Source organism: Halomicronema sp. CCY15110 (assembly GCF_016888165.1).
Lineage (GTDB): Bacteria > Cyanobacteriota > Cyanobacteriia > Phormidesmidales > Phormidesmidaceae > Halomicronema.
The window spans coordinates 39,707-57,947 of sequence record NZ_JACSWC010000415.1 but is presented as its reverse complement, the minus strand read 5'-3'; the positions used below and the strand labels follow the sequence as shown (position 1 = coordinate 57,947).

The 18,241-nt window shown below is 54.8% G+C and carries 11 protein-coding genes, 1 pseudogene and 1 riboswitch; of the genes and pseudogenes, 7 read left to right on the top strand and 5 right to left on the bottom strand.

Annotated features, from left to right (window positions below):
- Positions 1 to 92: 92 nt before the first annotated feature.
- Positions 93 to 2,864, bottom strand: a complete 2,772-nt coding sequence (locus JUK32_RS21655) for a cation-translocating P-type ATPase (RefSeq protein WP_204140964.1) — start codon at positions 2,862 to 2,864, stop codon at positions 93 to 95.
- A gap of 151 nt (positions 2,865 to 3,015) precedes the next feature.
- On the opposite strand from JUK32_RS21655, the gene JUK32_RS21650 reads away from it, so the two are divergent.
- Both JUK32_RS21650 and JUK32_RS21645 read left to right on the top strand, forming a co-directional pair.
- Entirely contained in the window at positions 3,016 to 4,107 is a 1,092-nt protein-coding gene (locus JUK32_RS21650) for an ATP-binding protein (RefSeq protein WP_239112935.1), read from the top strand.
- 162 nt (positions 4,108 to 4,269) lie between these two features.
- Positions 4,270 to 4,944 (top strand): SAM-dependent methyltransferase, encoded by a 675-nt coding sequence (locus JUK32_RS21645; RefSeq protein WP_204140948.1) that lies wholly within the window; start codon positions 4,270 to 4,272, stop codon positions 4,942 to 4,944.
- Positions 4,945 to 5,072: 128 nt separating this feature from the next.
- Here the strand turns inward: JUK32_RS21645 and JUK32_RS21640 are convergent, their stop codons facing one another.
- Positions 5,073 to 5,456 carry a MerR family transcriptional regulator gene (locus tag JUK32_RS21640; protein WP_204140947.1) on the bottom strand — a complete coding sequence of 128 codons (384 nt, stop codon included), beginning with the start codon at positions 5,454 to 5,456 and terminating at the stop codon, positions 5,073 to 5,075.
- Positions 5,457 to 5,558: 102 nt separating this feature from the next.
- Between JUK32_RS21640 and JUK32_RS21635 the strand changes: the two genes are divergently transcribed.
- A complete protein-coding gene (locus tag JUK32_RS21635) occupies positions 5,559 to 6,368 on the top strand; it encodes an SDR family oxidoreductase (RefSeq protein WP_204140946.1) in 810 nt (269 codons plus the stop codon).
- Between the two features lie 235 nt (positions 6,369 to 6,603).
- On the top strand, positions 6,604 to 8,697 hold the full coding sequence (locus tag JUK32_RS21630) for a DUF1963 domain-containing protein (protein ID WP_204140945.1): 2,094 nt from the start codon (positions 6,604 to 6,606) through the stop codon (positions 8,695 to 8,697).
- A 44-nt stretch (positions 8,698 to 8,741) separates the two neighbouring features.
- On the opposite strand, the pseudogene JUK32_RS21625 reads toward JUK32_RS21630, so the two are convergent.
- Positions 8,742 to 9,803 (bottom strand): annotated as a pseudogene (locus JUK32_RS21625) (ISAzo13 family transposase).
- A 395-nt stretch (positions 9,804 to 10,198) separates the two neighbouring features.
- Here JUK32_RS21625 and JUK32_RS21620 point away from each other — a divergent pair.
- Positions 10,199 to 11,296, top strand: coding sequence for a peptidase M42 (locus JUK32_RS21620; RefSeq protein ID WP_204140944.1), 1,098 nt, complete (start codon positions 10,199 to 10,201; stop codon positions 11,294 to 11,296).
- Between the two features lie 180 nt (positions 11,297 to 11,476).
- A riboswitch (cyclic di-AMP (ydaO/yuaA leader) is annotated at positions 11,477 to 11,608 on the top strand.
- A gap of 49 nt (positions 11,609 to 11,657) precedes the next feature.
- A complete protein-coding gene (locus JUK32_RS21615) occupies positions 11,658 to 13,004 on the top strand; it encodes an SLC13 family permease (protein WP_204140943.1) in 1,347 nt (448 codons plus the stop codon).
- A 293-nt stretch (positions 13,005 to 13,297) separates the two neighbouring features.
- Here the strand turns inward: JUK32_RS21615 and JUK32_RS21610 are convergent, their stop codons facing one another.
- Positions 13,298 to 14,422 carry an alpha/beta hydrolase gene (locus JUK32_RS21610; RefSeq protein ID WP_239112934.1) on the bottom strand — a complete coding sequence of 375 codons (1,125 nt, stop codon included), beginning with the start codon at positions 14,420 to 14,422 and terminating at the stop codon, positions 13,298 to 13,300.
- A gap of 17 nt (positions 14,423 to 14,439) precedes the next feature.
- Positions 14,440 to 16,845 carry a cation-translocating P-type ATPase gene (locus tag JUK32_RS21605; protein ID WP_204140942.1) on the bottom strand — a complete coding sequence of 802 codons (2,406 nt, stop codon included), beginning with the start codon at positions 16,843 to 16,845 and terminating at the stop codon, positions 14,440 to 14,442.
- 689 nt (positions 16,846 to 17,534) lie between these two features.
- Here JUK32_RS21605 and JUK32_RS21600 point away from each other — a divergent pair.
- A complete protein-coding gene (locus tag JUK32_RS21600) occupies positions 17,535 to 18,092 on the top strand; it encodes a pentapeptide repeat-containing protein (RefSeq protein WP_204140941.1) in 558 nt (185 codons plus the stop codon).
- The last annotated feature ends 149 nt before the right edge of the window (positions 18,093 to 18,241 follow it).

Sequence of the window (18,241 nt, the reverse complement as noted above, 5' to 3'; positions counted from 1 at the left end):
TGGAGATGTAAGGGCGCACAGAACTCCGATTTCTGGTTCAGGGTTGACCAGTCGGTAAAACTGCGACCCAAGAAATCGGAGTTCTCAGTTCGTTACGATCGCTGGCGTTTGAGGGCGAACTGGATGAAGAGTTTTTCCCCTTCGAGCCAGATGAACAGCAGGGCGCTAAAGCCAAAGCAAATCGCCAATTCCATACCAGAAAGGAAATATAGGCCAAAGAATTCCCGCAGCGGCGGCACATAGATCAGCAGGATTTGCAGCGCCGTGGTGAGCAGCACCGCCACCCAAATGAAAGGATTCGATAAGGGACTCATTTGGACCGTCAGGCGAGTGTCCGACCGGGCGGCCAGGGCGTGCCCCATCTGGGCCAAACAGAGGGTGGTAAATACCAGCGTTTTCCAGGTGGCAGGGTCACGGGGATAGCCCGCCGCGTGGGTATGCTGGTAGGCCCAACCCATGAGGGCGATCGCCAAAATCGCCAGCAAAATGCCCACCCGCACCATGTAAGACCCTAACCCTCGCGCAAAAATGCTCTCGCGCGGATTATTAGGCGGACGCTGCATGACGTTGGGTTCGCCCGGTTCCATCGCCAGGGCCAGGGCGGGCACCCCGTCCGTCACCAGGTTCATCCACAAAATTTGCAGGGGCGACAGAGGCACGCCACCCAACCCGATCAGGGGCGCGGCGGCAATGGTCAGCACTTCGCCGATGTTGCTGCCCAAAATGTATTTGATGAAGCGGCGAATGTTGTCGTAGACCACCCGCCCTTCTTCCGTCGCGGCGACGATGGTGGTGAAGTTGTCGTCGAGCAGCAGCATGTCGCTGGCTTCTTTGCTGACATCGGTGCCCGTGATGCCCATGGCAATGCCGATGTCGGCTTGTTTTAGCGCCGGGGCATCGTTGACGCCGTCTCCCGTCATGGCGACGAATTCGCCTTGCTTTTGGAGCGCTTGGACGATGCGGAGTTTGTGCTCCGGGGCGACTCGGGCGTACACGCTCACGTGGGGCACGGTCGCTTCCAATTCAGCGGCAGAAAGATGGGTCAGGTCGCGCCCGGTGAGAATGGTGTCGCCCGGTTGGGCGATGCCCAGGTCGTTGGCGATCGCCTGCGCGGTGAGCTGATGGTCGCCCGTAATCATGACTGGACGAATGCCCGCTCGGCGACAGGCTTGCACCGCTGCCCGCACTTCCGGACGCGGCGCGTCTAACATGCCGACCAGTCCTAACCACGTCAGCGCGGCTTCTTCGGCGGCCAAATCTTTGACGGGCAGGGCGTTTAACGGCTTCATGGCTAAGCCCAGCACCCGCAGGCCACCCGCCGCCAGGTCATTGTTGTGGGCCAAGATCTGGTCGCGCCTGGCGGGCGTCAGCGGCTCGACGCCCGCCGCCGTCTGCACCGACTGGCACTGCTCCAGCACCAGCTCTGGCGAGCCCTTGGTGAACATCACCGCTTCATCCACCGGACAGGTGCCGTCCTCACAGGGCCGGATGACCACGCTCATCCGCTTGCGCTCTGAACTGAAGGGAATTTCGTCGATGCGATCGCAGCTCAGGTTCAGCTTATTGGCGTAAAATCCGCCTTTGCCCGCCAGCGCCAGCAACGCCCCCTCCGTCGGGTCACCCAAAATCGTCCACACGCTGCCGGAACGGTGCAGGGTGGCATCGTTGCAAAAGGCACTCGCCATTAGCAGCATTTCTAACCCGGGGGTGGCCTCGATATCCACCGCCTGTCCGTGTGCCAAAATTCGACCTTCAGGTGCGTAGCCTTCCCCCGTGACGTCATACTGGGCGTCCAGAGTTTGCACCCGCTGCACCACCATCTTGTTTTGGGTCAGGGTGCCCGTCTTGTCAGAACAAATGGTGGTGACGGAGCCCAGGGTTTCGACGGCGGGCAATTTGCGAATCAGGGCGTGGCGGCGCACCATGCGCTGGGTACCCAAGGCCAGGGTCACGGTAATGACGGCAGGCAGCCCCTCGGGCACCACCGCCACCGCCATACTCAGGGAGACTTCCAGCAGCTCATCAAATAGGCTTAAATCTCCCGTGCGGAACAGGCCCACGGCCACGACCAAGGCCACCAGCACGAGCGAGCCCGTTACAAGGACGTTCCCCAGTTGCGCCATTCGCTGCTGCAGCGGGGTCGGCTCTACGACCACCGATTGAATCATCGTGGCGATGCGGCCCAGCTCCGTTTGCATGCCCGTTTGGGTGATGAGCACGGTGCCGCGCCCCTGCAACACTTCGGTGCCCTGGAAGACGAGGTTGACGCGATCGCCCAGGGCCGCTTCTTCCGGCAGTTTGGCTTCGGGCTGCTTCATCACCGCTTCGGCTTCCCCCGTGAGGGCCGCCTCCCGGATCTGCAAATTAGCCGCATTCAACAACCGACCGTCCGCCGGTACCTGAACCCCGGCTTCCAGCAGCACAATATCCCCTGGCACCAACTCTTTGGCGTCGATCTCTTGCTCCCGTTCTTGCCGCAGCACGCGCACGCGGGGTGAGGTCATGTTTTTGAGGGCGGCCAGGGCTTTTTCGGCTTTGCTCTCTTGCAAATACCCCAGCCCGCCATTCAGCAGCACGATCGCAAAAATCGCGATCGCATCCTTAGGAAAGCCGCCTTCCTGCAAGTCCAGCACGAGCGACACCAGAGCCACCGCAATCAACATCAGCAGCATGATGTTTTTGAACTGGTCCCACAAAATTGCCAGCGGGCGGCGCGTGGCCCCTTCCTGCAGCTCGTTTAAGCCGTAGATCTGTTGGCGGCGCTCCACTTCGCGGGTGCTCAGTCCTTGAGGACTGCTCTCCAAAAGTGTGACCGCCTGATGGGGCGTCAAGGTCTGCCAGTGAGTAGACACCGGCCCAGCGATCGCGCCGACCGGAGAAGCATCGACTTCAGAATCAGTGAGAGGGCTTTGAACCACGACGATGGTATACCTCAAAAATAGAGTGTTACGATCAAAGAGTACTTAGACAATCATAGTAGCACTAAAAAATAGTGCTGGCCGCAAAATAATTCCTATGCCTCCTTTTGTGCCGCGATCGCTCCCCTGCCGTGAAGCCGAACTCGACATCGTTTCCAGCCTGTTACAACAGGACAGTGATTTTGTGGTGACGGGAGTCCCTGGCATTGGGCGGCGATCGCTCATCCGAGAGGCCGCCAAGCAGGTCGGCTGTCGCTGCCTCGAAATTGACTTTCTGCGATGTCGTAACGCCGGACAGTTTCTGCGGTTTCTGGCCGATGCCCTCACCCAGACCTTTGCCGAGCCTGACGAACTCGCCCAGATTCAACAATGGAGTCTCAACCAACCCCTGACCCTCGACCAAACCCTGGCCGCCCAAGCGCGACTGGTGTGGCCGCCGAATCCGGGTAAAGAATGGCCCTTATTCGCAGGCCTCCTGACCTTGCCGCAATCCTTAGCCGAGTGGCTGAACTGTCAGGTCGTAATCGTGTTTCACAATTTCCCCCACATCCGCTCATGGGATCGGCGCGGCAAGTGGGAAACCTACCTGCGGCAAGAAATTCAGCAGCAAAATCGGGTCAGCTATGCCCTAATTGCCACCGTGGCCGACCCCTGGATGCTCGCCAGTCAGCTGCCGGTGATTGCCTTGTCTCCCCTCGCCGACGATGAACTGCACCCCTGGATTACCGAGAGCATGGGGACAGCAGGGCTGAAGTTTGATTCTGAGAGTCAGGCGTTGGAACTGTACTTGAGTTACGTGCAGGGACATCTGAAAGATGCGATTACGCTGGCCCAGCGCATCTGGCTAGATTGCGCCGCGATCGCCCCCCAACCCCCCACCGGCCTGATCCAGGCCCATCAAGTCCACAGCAGTATGCTCTCTCTCATCCAAGACATGAGCGGCACCTTTGAAGTGCTGCTGCTGCTGCTGCCCCCTACCCAGGCCCGCGTGCTCGAAAGTCTGGCCCTTGATCCCACCGACAGCCCCCAAGCCAGTGCCTACATCAAAAAGCACCAGCTCTCTCGGGGCGGCGGCTTGCAAGGTGCCCTCAACAGCCTGGAACAAAAAGGACTGATCTACGGCCCCCAATTTAGTTATCGCATTGCCTTGCCCCTGCTCAACTTTTGGCTGAAGCAACGGTTGCGGTAAAGACAGCGCTTCAATCGACTGAACTTAAAACTAGAAGGGCTGATTATACTGAGCTCGTCTACCTAATCACCCCAGCAGGGGAGTGATGTGGAATGCGTCAGTCCAATAAATATTTATGCAGCTTGTTTTTTGTCAAAGGAAATGTATTGAGGTTACTTGTAAATGAAACTTGAAGAAGTAGTCCCTTGGGGCAGAACATTAGAAGAATACAAGTCGATGTTTAGTCTATCAGAAACAGATTTAAACGCGAAAATTCTTGGATGCGGCGATGGCCCAGCTAGCTTCAATGCTGAAATGACTGAGCTAGGACACTCTGTTGTGTCTATCGATCCGGTTTATCAATTTTCTGCTGAACAAATTGAGCAGCGTGTTCGAGCTACTTACGAGCCAGTCATTTCGCAGGTGAAGCAAAATTCTAAAAACTATATATGGAAGAACTTCCAAGATGCTGATGAGCTTGGCAAGGCGCGTCTCAACGCAATGGAGAAATTTTTATTAGACTATGAATCCGGGAAAAATGCAAGACGGTATTTATATCAGTCTTTGCCAAGCCTAGAGTTTGTTGATGACCAATTTGAATTATGCGTATGCTCTCATTTACTCTTCTTGTATTCAGAACAGTTATCGCTTGATTTTCATGTTACTTCGATTCATGAACTTCTGAGAATCGCCCCAGAGGTTCGGATTTTCCCCTTACTCAAACTTGATGGTGAGCCATCCTTGTACCTTGAATTAATTTTGAAAGATTTATCAAATAAGGGTTACAGAGCACAAGTTCAATCTGTTGCTTACGAGTTTCAAAAGGACGGGAATCAAATGTTGAGAATTAGTCGTTAAGCGATCACCGCATAACAAACCCCTTGCAACGGACGGTCGGAAATCACTGGTGGTGACGCAAAAGTTTCTAACCGCCGCTGAAGGAGAACGTTATGCGACTAGACTACCGGTGAGGCTATAGTTTGAAGCTAATCTGTTAGGTTTGAGGATTCAGACAAAACTTCTTCGTTCAGTTTTCCCAGCTTGGCAACAAGATAAGTTTTGATCACGTCTAGCTGCCGTGTTTTTTCGACAATTTCTTCAATCTTGCGCTCAACAATTTTGATTTGACCTCGCTTCGAGATTGCATCACTTCCCCATTCATTAAGCAATTGTTTAATTTCATTAAGTGTAAATCCTAGTCCTTTGCCTTGAACAATCATCAGGAGTCGTTCCACTGTTTCTGAGTTATATTCCTTATAAAGTCTTGTTCCTGCACGTCGATCGCTTGCAGCAATTAGTCCCATTTTCTCGTAAAAACGAATTGTGTCTTTTGATAGCCCTGTTTTCTTAGACAGTTCACCGATCAGCATAGGGTATCCATGAGCTTTTATACTCCACTTGACTGTGGAGTATACTCCATAGTTTACGCTGCTGGATATCAGCACTTAGACTTCTGGTAGGGATATCCAAAAATGAGTAAAACTGTTTTGATTACAGGCGCTTCAAGTGGCATTGGCGAGGCAACCGGAAAGTATTTCCTTCAGAAGGGCTGGAATGTGTCAGCCACGATGAGATCGCCCATGAATGCAGGAGATTGGACGAAAGCAGAGAAGGTGATTTGTCCACGTTTGGATGTCACATCTTCTGAGACGATTGAGATTGCAGTTCATGAGACGCTCGTGCAGTTTGGGCGAATTGATGCACTTGTCAATAATGCAGGATATGCACTTATGGGACCGCTTGAAGGCGTGACGTCTGAGCAATTAGAGCGCCAATTTAAAACCAATGTCTTTGGCTTGGTATCTACGATTCAAAAAGTTCTCCCAGTTATGCGCCGACAAGGGAAAGGTTCAATTATCAATGTGGCCTCTATTGGGGGTCGCCTCGCTTTTCCGCTTGCGTCCTCTTACCATGCGACTAAATGGGCTGTAGAAGGTCTTTCTGAGGCTTTGCGTTATGAATTGCGTCGTTTCAATATTCAAGTCAAGATTATTGAGCCAGGTGGAATTAGAACTAACTTCATCAATCATGGTTCAGCTTGGACAAATCACTCAAACTATGCCAATTTAGTTGAGCGCGTGAAGCAGTTCAGTGAAGGATTAAATGATTCGCTGCCTGGTCCTGAAGGAGTTGCTAGAACCATTTATAAGGCTGCAAACGATCGCTCACAGAGATTGCGATATTCTCCACATGGAGAAGCCTTTTTGCTCATGCACAAAATTCTTCCTGACTCATTGTGGCGATCGCTGGTTGCACATATGATGTTTGGAAGCAATAAGTAGACCTTGCGTGACTAAACGCCGCATAACAACCCGGCTGGAGCGGACGGAAAGGACATCTCGGCAAGGATGCGAAAATCTAAGCATCCGCTCAACCGGAACGTTAGCTTTCTCTTTTATAAGGGTGGCAGAAAGGAGCTATTTGGAAACTGAAAACCAGTAAAGGAAACAGACACTTGCACGCAATTTAGGCATAAGTTAGCTTGGGGCAGAAATAGTTTCTGAGGTATAGGATTCTATGAGTATTGATGCCAGTAGTAATCGCCCCCATTCAGAAACGGTTTATTTAGAGTTGTCAGACGGCCAATCTCACAAATTCTATGAAGTGACTGTAGCTCAGGCAGAGGTGACGATCCGCTACGGTCGGATTGGCACGTCAGGACAGTTGTCCAGCACGGCTTATGAAACGACTGAAAAAGCGCAAGCCGAAGCAACAAAGAAAATCAATGAAAAGTTGAGAAAAGGCTATGTGCAAGTTTCATCGGGAGACGATCGCCCAATCTCGTCAGAGCAGTTGCTTACCGATCCACGGCACTACTGGGTTTACGGAAGCGCGTGGTTCGCTGCGGATGGGCAGGGTGGCTGGGAAGAGGTGAACGAGGAGACTCGTCGCCAGAGCCAGTCGTGGCGGTTTCGGGAGACGACCCGAACCGAAGAGTACGTTGAGCTGTACGACCAGTCCCGCCGGGTGAAGGTTCGACTGACGGCAGTAGCCATGCTCGTCCGATGGGATCGCGATGGAACCGACGCCAGGTGGGAGGAGTATCACAAAGGACAATGGCAGGAACCCAGCCGCGATCGCCCTGCTTCCGAATCTCCAACGGACAGTGAAATCAGCCTGAGTCAGGAGCCAACCAGTCCACCAGTCGCTGCGCCGCCACTGCCAGCGATTGATCCAACCATTCCTGTCCCCAGCATTGAGCTTTTGAATCAGTCTCCGCTCTATCCGCCTCGCGTTGCGCGAAACCTTCTTCCTGCCGTCAAGCATCAGCTAGGGTTTAGTTTCCGCGAGTTGCAGTATTGCAACTACAGCATCCCTTTACCGCGATCGCTCACATGTATTCAGATGGTTGGCACCTTTCACGATCTGGCGTGTGGCGGTTTTACCATTCGGTTATCGGCAAACCAGGGTCGAGAGACAGTTTACATCTATGGGTTTGACTTTCAACCTAATCAAAGACAAATGATGCAATGGTCTGCTGTCGGGAGCGTAAAGCGGGAAGAACGGCTCGAACTTCCTAGTGCAATTGCGTCAGGTCAAATCTTTCACTATGTTCTGGTGCTAACCCCAGCGAGAGACATCGTTTTTTATTTGAATAATCAACCGTTCTCCTACCCTCTCGAACCATCTGGCCCACCGGATACGTTGCACCTAAACTACGACACCACTGGCTTACACCTGCAACAGTTCAGAGTATTAGGAGCACCAACGGTTGAAAAACAGATTTCTCGTTCAAGTCCAGCGGTCGTTACTCCAGTGCCCCCTCCGGACCAACGCCCACCAGTACCCCAAGCAACAACCGATATGCCGCCGTTTTTGGTGGATTTGCCATCTCAGTTTGAGCCGTTGCGATCGTTCCTCCAACAAAATTTAGTGCCTTATGTCCAAATTCAGGTTGGAGAAAAAGTTGGCAACATGGACTATTACGACAGAGGCCCTGGCGACCCGCTGACGGTATGGCGGAGTAAGATTGGCGGCAACCCTTATTTCCCTAAGACTGCAGAGTATCCCATTGATCCAGGGACGGGTAAAGCGATGCCTCTAGTGATGCAAATTAACTGTGCTGAAGTTCCACCGATTGCTGGGTTTGATTTTCCTCAAGCGGGCATTTTACAATTTTATCTGGGGTTTGAACCCGCTGATGCAAGCGCAACCCCTGGCAAATATCGGGTTCTCTATTTTCCAGAGATATCGACCAATCCCAGTGACTTAATGACAGATTTCAGCTTTATTGAAAGCGAAACGACGATCCGGGAGTTTTATCCTGAAGTTTATCCAATTGCCTTCTCTCCGAGTCGAGATTTGTTTTGGGAGTCACGGTACGGCGAAGAGTTTAGTCGTCCTGAAGAACTTAAACAACTGTGTAGAACCTTTGACGAATGGCTGTGGGATTACCTGCATGACAGCGAAACCCGCATTCGAGGCAATAAACTGGGTGGATATGTGGACCTTCATGCCGACACTGATGAAATCGCCGCGTCTACGAATGGCAGACTGCTACTGGAGTTGGGCTATCCAGACTCTGACGAATCTTTTCTCTTTTTCATTCCCGATGAGCAACTCAGCGATCGCAATTTTAGTGAAGTCGAGTTTTATCATGTGTGCGATTAAGCCACGCAAGATTAGAGTGCGCCAAGAAAAAAGACATCCACTCGCTAGACAGGCATCGGAGGGATTTCGACAAACCACTTTTCTAAATCTGGCAATCGGCGCAGTTTCTGTTCGAGTTGCCTCATGGCCTTTTGGGTGAGTTTGACGCCGTTATGATAAGTCTGTGCAACCAGATTAACGGTGGGATGATGCCCTTTAAAAGTCAGCGATTCAGCAAAGCCGATAACGGTTTCGACTGAGTCCAAGAGGCTGCCGCGCCAATGCTGTTCGAGCCAACCAAAGGTGCGCTCCACAGGATTATATTTGCTGTGATAGGGCGGATAGTAGACCAATTGAATGGTGAGTTGCTCTCGTTGAGCCAGCGCCACTAATCGCGCCATCAATTGGGTGCGTCGGGAGTGATTTTCAGGACCATTGTCAGCATTCATCACCCACCGACGGATGTGGGGCAATCGCGCTTTGACCTGTTGCACCAATTTTCCAAGCAATCCACGATGGCATCGGCGGTCAGTTTGGATCTCACGAAGCTGAGCCAAAGCTCATGCGTCGTCGGCAGAAAAATGCCGAAGGGGGTCAGTGTGTCAGTGGGCTGGAAATCATGGTCAGTCGCGGGGATGAGCACGCGATTTTTCCCCCCTCGGTCATAATCGCCGATTTTGACCGTCGCTTTAGCATCTATCGAGAGCCGCAAGGTGTGTTCATCCTCATCGGGGGCCTGATTGACTCGATTGACTGCCGCAAAAATCGCCTCGGTTTCGGCAATCACTTTCTGAGGTTTGGTTTTAGCCACGCGCTGGAGACGATAACCTAACTGATTCAACCGTTGCCGGATCACTTCCTCCGTGGGTAACTCAGCATCCTGGTAGCCGTTTTGAGCGATCAGTTGACGGCGCACGGCGGCGGCACTGAGACGGGTATAGAGTCGCTGACTGGTTAAGGACGGGTCGGCCTGAGTTTGCGGTTCCGCAATGGCCCGGATGTCATCCAGCAACTGCGGTAAACGGGCCTCGGTCGGTTTCCGTCCCCGTTTGCTCAAAGGCATCACGGATGGGACTGTGGGCCAGTTCCTGCCAACCTTTGCGAATCGTGCCTCGGTTCCATCCCAATTCCCGTTCCGCTTACGCTTGACCACCTGGGCCTAAGGCTTGGACGACTTGCGCCATAAATTGAAGGCGCTCAGTGCCTTTGAGACATTTGGCAGTGTCTTGGAAAATCCCTCTCAGAGGGTCGGTTAGTTCTAGAGCAGTACCTGACATCATCACCCGAAGACGCTCAATACAGGTTTCCGATCTGAACGGATGATTAATAGCGGCCAGCAATTCCACCATTTCAGTCATTCCCAACTTGAGTTGGATTCAAACCCAGACCCTTGCCAACGTCCAACTCGCCAACCAACTACAACGAGAACGAGGACTCGATGCTGGCGAATTGTAGTGAGCTCAACCAAATGCGATGGGGAAAAGCAGTATCGTTGCAAGCTACTCAAGATTAAGGTTGCCCCATGAGCCCTTTGAATATGGTTGTCGAGCAACTGGTGGCCCAAAATGCCTCGCTACCCGAAGGCGTCGCCGAGCTGACGGAATTGTTGGAAATTCTGCAACTGCTGATTCGAGAACCCTCCGTAGTGGGGAGCGAAGACTCCTTCTTTCGGGTGCTGCGGCGCGAGCTAGAAGAAGTTGGGGCTGAGGTTACCTACTATCACGGCGTCTTAGTCGCCCAGGGCGATCGCCCCCACGACCTGATGCTGTCGGCCCACATCGATCGCCACGGCCTCCTCTGCACCGGCCCCAACGAGTTTCAATACGCAGCGTTTATCGCGGGCAACCAAAGCGAACTCACGGGGGATTCGGTCTCTGAACAAATGCTCAACACCATTGAGCATCGCTTTCAAGGGCAACGGGTGCAGGCTCATCTCCCCTACACTGGCACCTACATCGGCCAGGGACACATCACCCGCTCCTATATTTGCCCAGAGCGCAAAAACTTGATCTTTGAAGTCGATGGCCTAGAGCACCTGCAACCGGGAACCCCGATCGCCTTTCTCGATCGCCTGCAATTTAACGATGGCTACATCTCCGCCCAGTTGGATAACGTGCTGAGTGCCGCGATCATCCTCTTTCTATTTCGCTGTGGCTTTGCGGGTACGGCCCTCTTCACCGCCCAAGAAGAATCGGGTCGCAGTTGGCGCTATGCCCTGTCCTGGTTTCAGCGGCAGCAACTCACTACCCAGCGATTAGTCGCCCTCGATACCAGCCCTTACCACGATCGCGCCGCCGCCGATCAGCAGTTAGTCACCTTGCGTCGCAAGGATGCCAGCGCTGACTTTGCCACAGGCATCACCCAAGAACTCGCCGATCGCTGCACCCAGCTTGACATCCCCTACAGCTACAAAGACGATTACATCACCGCCCAAAACCGCACCCGCACCAAACCCTACTCTCTGGGCCGCACCGAAATGGGTCGCTTAACTGCCGCCACCGACGGAGCCATCAGTGGCACTACCCTGCAAGTGCCTACTACGGAATACCATACCCCCAATGAAACCGCCTCCCTGGCCTCGGTCGGGGCCATGATTCGGCTCTTACAAACCTATATTTGAGTGGCTCTGAGGGACTAAACGCGCGATCGCCCCTCACTCACTATCCATCAACAAAGAAGACAACCCTCTGGACAAGGAATCGTCACAGCGGGGCAGCAAGAGCGATCGCGCTGATTCGCGAGTTATCATGCCGCCTAATTGTCAGCTCTAAAAATTAGTGCTATTGTCGGAGAAATTTATCTGAGCCATCGGCCTAGTTTGGTCTATGACCAAAGCGGAGGACCCATCTTTGGGGCAAACCTTGCAGTTGCAAGGGGGCGAACTCTCACGCCCAGCCCGTCAGCTAACTTCGTCGGCCTTGAGAGGAGACGTGTGATCTCCTGGTATCTGGCTCAATCGTCTCACTATCCAGGAGATTCCCATGGGAAGCTTTGCCGCTGTTTCATCCCTCAGCGTCTTTGTCGGCGTCCTCGTCTGCATCATGACCGAGCGCTTGCAGCTGACGATCGCCGCCATGCTGGGCGCTATGCTGTTGCTCTTTCTCAACGTGCTCACCCTCACCGAAGCCGTTGACTACATTGCTCAAAGCTACGCCACCCTGGCCCTCTTTTTTGGGGTCATGGTGATGGTGCGCGCCTTCGAACCGACAGGTATCTTCGAATATTTGGCTACGCAAATAGTGCACATGTCGGGCGGCCAGGGCAAGCGCTTGCTGCTGGGCATTGTGGTCATCACCACCCCCATTTGCGCGGTGTTGCCCAACGCCACCACCGTCATGCTGCTGGCTCCCCTATTGCCTCCCATTGCGACGGAACTGGGGGTGAACTTTGTGCCGCTGCTGATTTTGCTCGTGTTTGCCGCCAACAGTGCCGGACTGCTGACCCTGGTGGGCGATCCGGCAACCTTTATCGTCGGCGATGCCATCAACATCAGCTTTTTGGACTATCTAAAATCGCTGAGTTTGGGAGGCGCGATCGCGGTGGGGGCGATCGTGGTGCTGCTGCCTGTCCTGTTCCCCAGCATTTGGCACAAGCAGCTGGATAACTTAGCGCAACTGCCCCAGCCCCGCGTCAACCATCCCCGCATGTTGATTTTGGGGGGCATCATTGTGGCGCTAGTGCTAACCCTCTTCGTCGTGGGCGAAACCTTACCCGTGCCGATTTCGCCCGCCACCGGAGCCCTCACCGGGGCGGCCTTATGCTTGCTCATTACCCACCACAGCCGCATCGATACAATCCAAAACATTCTGCGAGATTTAGACTGGAGCACCCTGCTGTTTTTTATGAGCGTGTTTGTGCTGATCGGCAGCCTGGAAAAAACAGGTGTGCTGAGTGCCGCTTCCGGCGTACTAGCGCTCATTCTGGGACGCAACATCGCCCTAGGCTCCATTCTGTTGTTGTTGCTGGTGGGCGGACTGTCGAGCTTGGTGCCCAACATTCCCCTCGTGGTTGCCATGGTGCCCCTGCTCAAGGAATATCTCGTCAACGTGGGGTTAGCGACGCCCGATATTCTCGACCCCAATTTTGCCGGGAGTCTGCCCCTTGAGGTACTGCCGCTCTTTTACGCCATGATGTTTGGCGCGACGTTAGGCGGCAATGGCACACTCATTGGTGCCTCGTCTAACATCGTGGCGGCTGGCGTTGCCGAGCAGCATGGTCAGCGCATCTCGTTTCAGACCTTTTTGCAATACAGTCTGCCGATTACGGCCCTACAGCTAGTTACAGTGGCGCTATTCGTTTTTGTTCGATTTTTAAGGCCGATGATGTGAGGAGGGAAGTTGCCCAGTGGATGGGTCGCTACTGGAACGACTTAGAAGCGCCGACGGTGGCCTGAACAGTTGCGATCGCGCTCAGTGCATTTGGATGATCAGTGCTGTGTAAACCCCCTGCCTTAAAGACCCCTGAGCATTTTCAATTCAGGCAGTGTCATCTCCTAACGCTTAGCCCGAAGTCCAAGGCAGTGTAGTCCGTCATCAACTGCGATTAACTGCAAGGTGAATACCCACGCTTGCCAGCCGCGACCCATCAGCCCTTTTCCTGAGATGGGGAAAAGGCTGTCTGGTTACGATTGCTGCGCCACCCCTTGGCTTTGCAAAAAGTCGCGAATGCTCTGACTCCATAGGGTCTCATCCACCGTGACGAGCAGGCTGTGCCCCGTATTCGGAAAGACCACCAGTTCTTTGGCACCGGGCAGATTGTCGTAAATTTCATCAATTTCTTCCAGGGTCGTCCAGCGGTCATTTTCCCCCTGGAGGATGAGGGTCGGCATCGACATGGACTGGGCATAGTTGACCGGATTATGGAAGAAACCATTGACGCCGTGCTGCACGCTGCCCCAAAACACCAACAGCTCCGCCACGCCCGTGGTGGGAAAATCTTGGGCTTTCATGCGGGTTTTCACCGCTTTCATGAAATGGGCAAAGGGCATTTCTAAAATAGTGGCGTCGGGCTGAAGGCCATCATCCACCGCTTTCATGACGGCGACGCTACCCGCTGACACCCCGTACAGCACGTAGGGACGGGGCAAGCCAATCTGTTCAGCATGGGCCATAGCGGCGGCCACATCTGCCGCTTCGCGCAGGCCCATGGTGGCGCTGTTGCCACTGGACCCACCCTGGCCGCGAAAATCGACCATTAGGGTGTGATAGCCCATTTGGTGAAATTTGCCAGCGGGCCACATGAGCTGGTGGGCTTTGTTGCCGCCATTGCCCGGAAACAGCAGCACCGTGCCCTGGGACTCACCATAGTAGGGAATGCGCCAGGCTTCGAGCCATTCGGTGTCGTTGATGGCAATGCGCTCGGTGGCGTAGTCGAGGCCAAACTCAGCCGGATTACTGGCATTTTCGGGCTTGGGGGCAAAGGCTAATCCCGGCAGCATGGAATCGTTGTAGTGGGTCAGGGTGTACGCGCCAAAATAGGCTAGCCCGTTGACCAAAACCAACAGCACCGCGACAAAAAACAAGATATAAACCCGAGTTTTGCGACTCAGTAGCCCCGCTAACAGAAACGCCACCAAGCCAATGCCCGCAAGCCACAGGGCCATCGTCATCAGCGGCAGTTGACTGATGGCAAATTGACCCTGGGGACGCAGCCACAGGAAGGCCAAAAACCCTAGCAGTAAAGCGCCCCACGAGCAAAAACCGATTTGCAGGAAGACCAGACGGGTTTTAGAACGGGAGCGGATCATGGCACTGTATCTGCACACTAGAGAGGGTCGAGGCGCTGGGCTTTGAGCAAGAGGGAGTTAACGACCACCGTGACGGAACTGAAGGCCATCAGTCCGCCAGCGACGGCGGGACTGAGGCTGACACCATAGGCGGGCAGGAAAACGCCCGCAGCGGCGGGAATGCCAATGAGGTTGTACGCAAAGGCCCAGGCGAGATTTTGCCGAATTTTAGCAACAGTTGCTTGTCCCAAACGCAAAGATTCTAAAATTCCGGTGAGCCGATCGCTCATCAACACTACCCCAGCGGATTCTGCCGCAATATCTGTCCCTGAACTGAGGCTGATGCCGACATCGGCCTGGGCCAAGGCGGGGGCGTCGTTAATGCCATCGCCCACCAGCGCCACGCGATGGCCTTGGGCTTGCAGCGCCGCGATCGCTTGTGACTTATCCATGGGCAGCACTTCGGCGGTAACTTGGGTGGCCGGAATGCCGACGGCGGCGGCGATCGCTTGGGCCACGGGGGCGCGATCGCCCGTCAGTAAGTACACGCTAATACCTTGCTGCTGTAGTGCCGTGACGGTTGCCTGCGCATCCTCCCGTAACTCGTCGGCGACAGCAATGAGCCCCACGACGCGATCGCCCAAGGCGACGTACACGGCGGTTTGCCCTGGGGCAATGGCCGCCATTTGTGCTGTCGCCGTATCCGTCAGCACCACACCTTGTTGCGCCAACCAGTCGGCTTTGCCAATCCACACGGGGTGGGCCTGCTCGCGCCAGGTGACCGTGGCGGCCACGCCGAGTCCCGCTTGGGTCTGAAAGTTGCTAGCGGGGGGCAACTCCAGCGATTGAGCTGCCGCTGCTTGCTGAATGGCGATCGCGAGGGGATGCTGGGTGCCACTTTCGACCGTGGCGGCGAGGCTGAGCAAGTCGCTGTCGGTCAGGTCATCAGCGAGAGATTGGCAGACGGTCACTTGCGGTACCCCTGCGGTGAGGGTGCCCGTCTTGTCAAAAACGACGGTGTCGATCTGGCTGAGCATTTCCAGCACATCGCCGCCGCGAATTAGCAGCCCCCGCTCGGCCCCCATGCCAGAACCGACGAGAATGGCGGTGGGGGTCGCGAGGCCCAACGCACAGGGACAGGCGATAACGAGGACGGCGATCGCTAACTTCAAACTCACCAGCAGTGTCGAAGACTGCATCGTCATCTCGTGATTGGCGTGCATGGCCCCCAGGGCACTATTCATCACGTCGGGCCAGAGGGGCAGACCAACCAAATACCAAAAGAGAAAGGTGAGGGTCGCCAGAGTCAGCACGCCATAGGTGAAGTAGCCCGAAATCACGTCGGCCAGCCGTTGAATCGGGGCTTTGCGGGTTTGGGCCGCTTCCACCAGACGGATCATCTGGGCCAGCATCGTGTCACTGCCCGTTTCGGTGACTTTGAGGGCGATCGCCCCGGTTTGGTTCACCGTGCCCGCAACAACCCCGTCCCCTGGCTGCTTTTCCACGGGCAACGATTCGCCCGTCAGCATCGACTCATCCACCGTGGTCTGCCCGGTTTCGATCACCCCATCAGCGGGGATGGTCTCCCCCGGCAGCACCCGCAACCATTCCCCTGGCTGCACAGCACTCACGGGAATGTCGACCCCCGGTTGAGTGCTGCCATCTGCCGCCGGCATCCCGATCAGGCGAGCTTGGGCAGGCTGTAGGGCAATCAGCGATCGCAGGGCATCCGTGGCCCGAAAGCGCGCCCGCTGCTCCAGCGTGCGGCCCAGCAAGATGAAGCTGAGCAGCATCACCGGCTCATCAAAGAAACATTCCCACCCCAGGGTGGGCCACAGCAGCGCCACGACACTGGCCCCGTAGGCACTCAGCGCCCCCAACGCCACGAGGGTATTCATATTGGGGGTACCGCGCCGCGCCCCTTGCCAGCCATCGACCACAATTTCGCGGGCGGGGAACAGCAGCACCGCCGTCGCCAACCCAAAGTGGAACCACAGGTTGCTCAATACGGGCACCGTGACCCAGCCGAAGTGATGCAGATGCCCCAGCGTCGAGAGGGCTAAAAGGGTGAGGGCGATCGCGAGTCGCCCCGTCTGTGCCCGATTTTCTTGCTGCTTGCGCTCCAGCCAGTCCGTCAGTCCAGCGTTCGTGGCGGTGCCATCCACTGCAATGCGTGGCTGACTCGGAAAGCCGCTTTGGGTCAGGCGATCGGCCAGGGTCTGGGGATCGACTTTGCGATCGGCCAAGGTTTCCACCACCGCCACCTCGGTAATCAGGTTTACCGTGGCGCTCTGGACGCCATCGCAGGCAGTCAGTTGCTTTTCAACGGCTCGCACACACCCGGCACACATCATGCCACTGACATCAAACACCAGAGACTGCGTAGTGGCAGGGACTGGTTCAGGGGGAGCAACCGGGGCTGCCGGAGAGGGTGCTTTAACCATGCAAAAAAAGGAATGTGAGTCTTGATATATCTTGAGCCTAAAAGGCAATCCTGAGAAATATGGAGAACTGTTGAGTTTTCTTTGTGTTTGCCCTGGGGGAGCGGCGAGAAGGTTGTCTCTTGATGAGGGCCGTGGCTGGGTAGTTGGGTGATTGAATGGCTGGGTGTGGCTGGGACTGACCTGGGTCAGGGTTAATTTGATCAGGATTCATGCTGAGAATTGCCCCAGAGCTTTGCACGAGGCCAGCCCTGGAAGCCAAGAGACGAGTGTTCGGTAATCCTGAGCTTAGGAATGAGCACTCAATAAGTTGGGATGACCGTCTCGGCTGTCCCCAGACAGGCAAGATGCCTGCCCTCAAAAATTTGGATGTTGCTGGATCCTCGTCCCTTAGGACTGAGCCCTTAAATAACCGCCCCAAGATGGAAAGGCGGCTGTAAGGGGTTGGGCAATGCCAAGGGATGTGTTTAGCGTCCAGCTAGTGCTGATCCCCCTTCATCTCCTTTGCTCAAGAGGGACTGACCAACCCCTGAGTCAGACGTCGCCGTTCATGCCTACCCTGCGGCGTTCTTGGTCGGCCACTCCCCCACCAAGGACGCGTTTGCGGGCCCACAGCAGACAAAATCCTGATCAGTTGCCTAGAGCGATCGCCTGGGTGAGACAATGTAACCGTTGCAACCCCAAATTTCAGAATGAAGCATCCTCTACTTGCCCTTTGCCTGATTGTCCTACTGTGGCTAGGGTTGGCTCAACCGAGTTGGGCGGCAATTCAAGAAGACATTGATCTCCTCAAAGAGACCAAAGACTGCCCTGTTTGCATTTTGGATGAAGCCGACTTAAGTGGTCTGGACTTGAGCGGTGCTAATCTCAAAATTGCCACCCTGACCGATGCCAATCTCAGTAATGCTGACTTATCAAAAGTCGATTTTATGCTGGCGTTTATGGATCATGCCAACCTTAGCGGGGCGAATCTTCAGGGGGCTCAAATGAATGGAACCCAGTTGGTAAATGCCAATTTTTCAGGAGCTGATTTGCGGGGAGCCGACTTGTCTCAGGCCAATATGCTGGATGCTGACTTGTCGAATGCCGATTTAGAAGGGGCAGTGTTGCTAGCGGTCAAATTGGGCCAGGCCAATCTCAAAGGAGCCAATCTCAAAGATGCCAATTTGCGAGGGGTTAACCGCAGCCAGGTGCTGTTTTGCAACACCGTGATGCCCGATGGTTCTCTGGCCAACCGCGACTGCGATTAATGGCCTCCGGTCACGATGGGCGGCATTCCGGCAGCGCAATTTTACGATCCCCTGCCGACAGATTGCTCAGCCTGGGGGTAAGCGTTAGTCGACTGTGGCCCAGGCTCCAGGGTGAGTGGGCCAGCTTTATGATGGATTTAATCGACAGA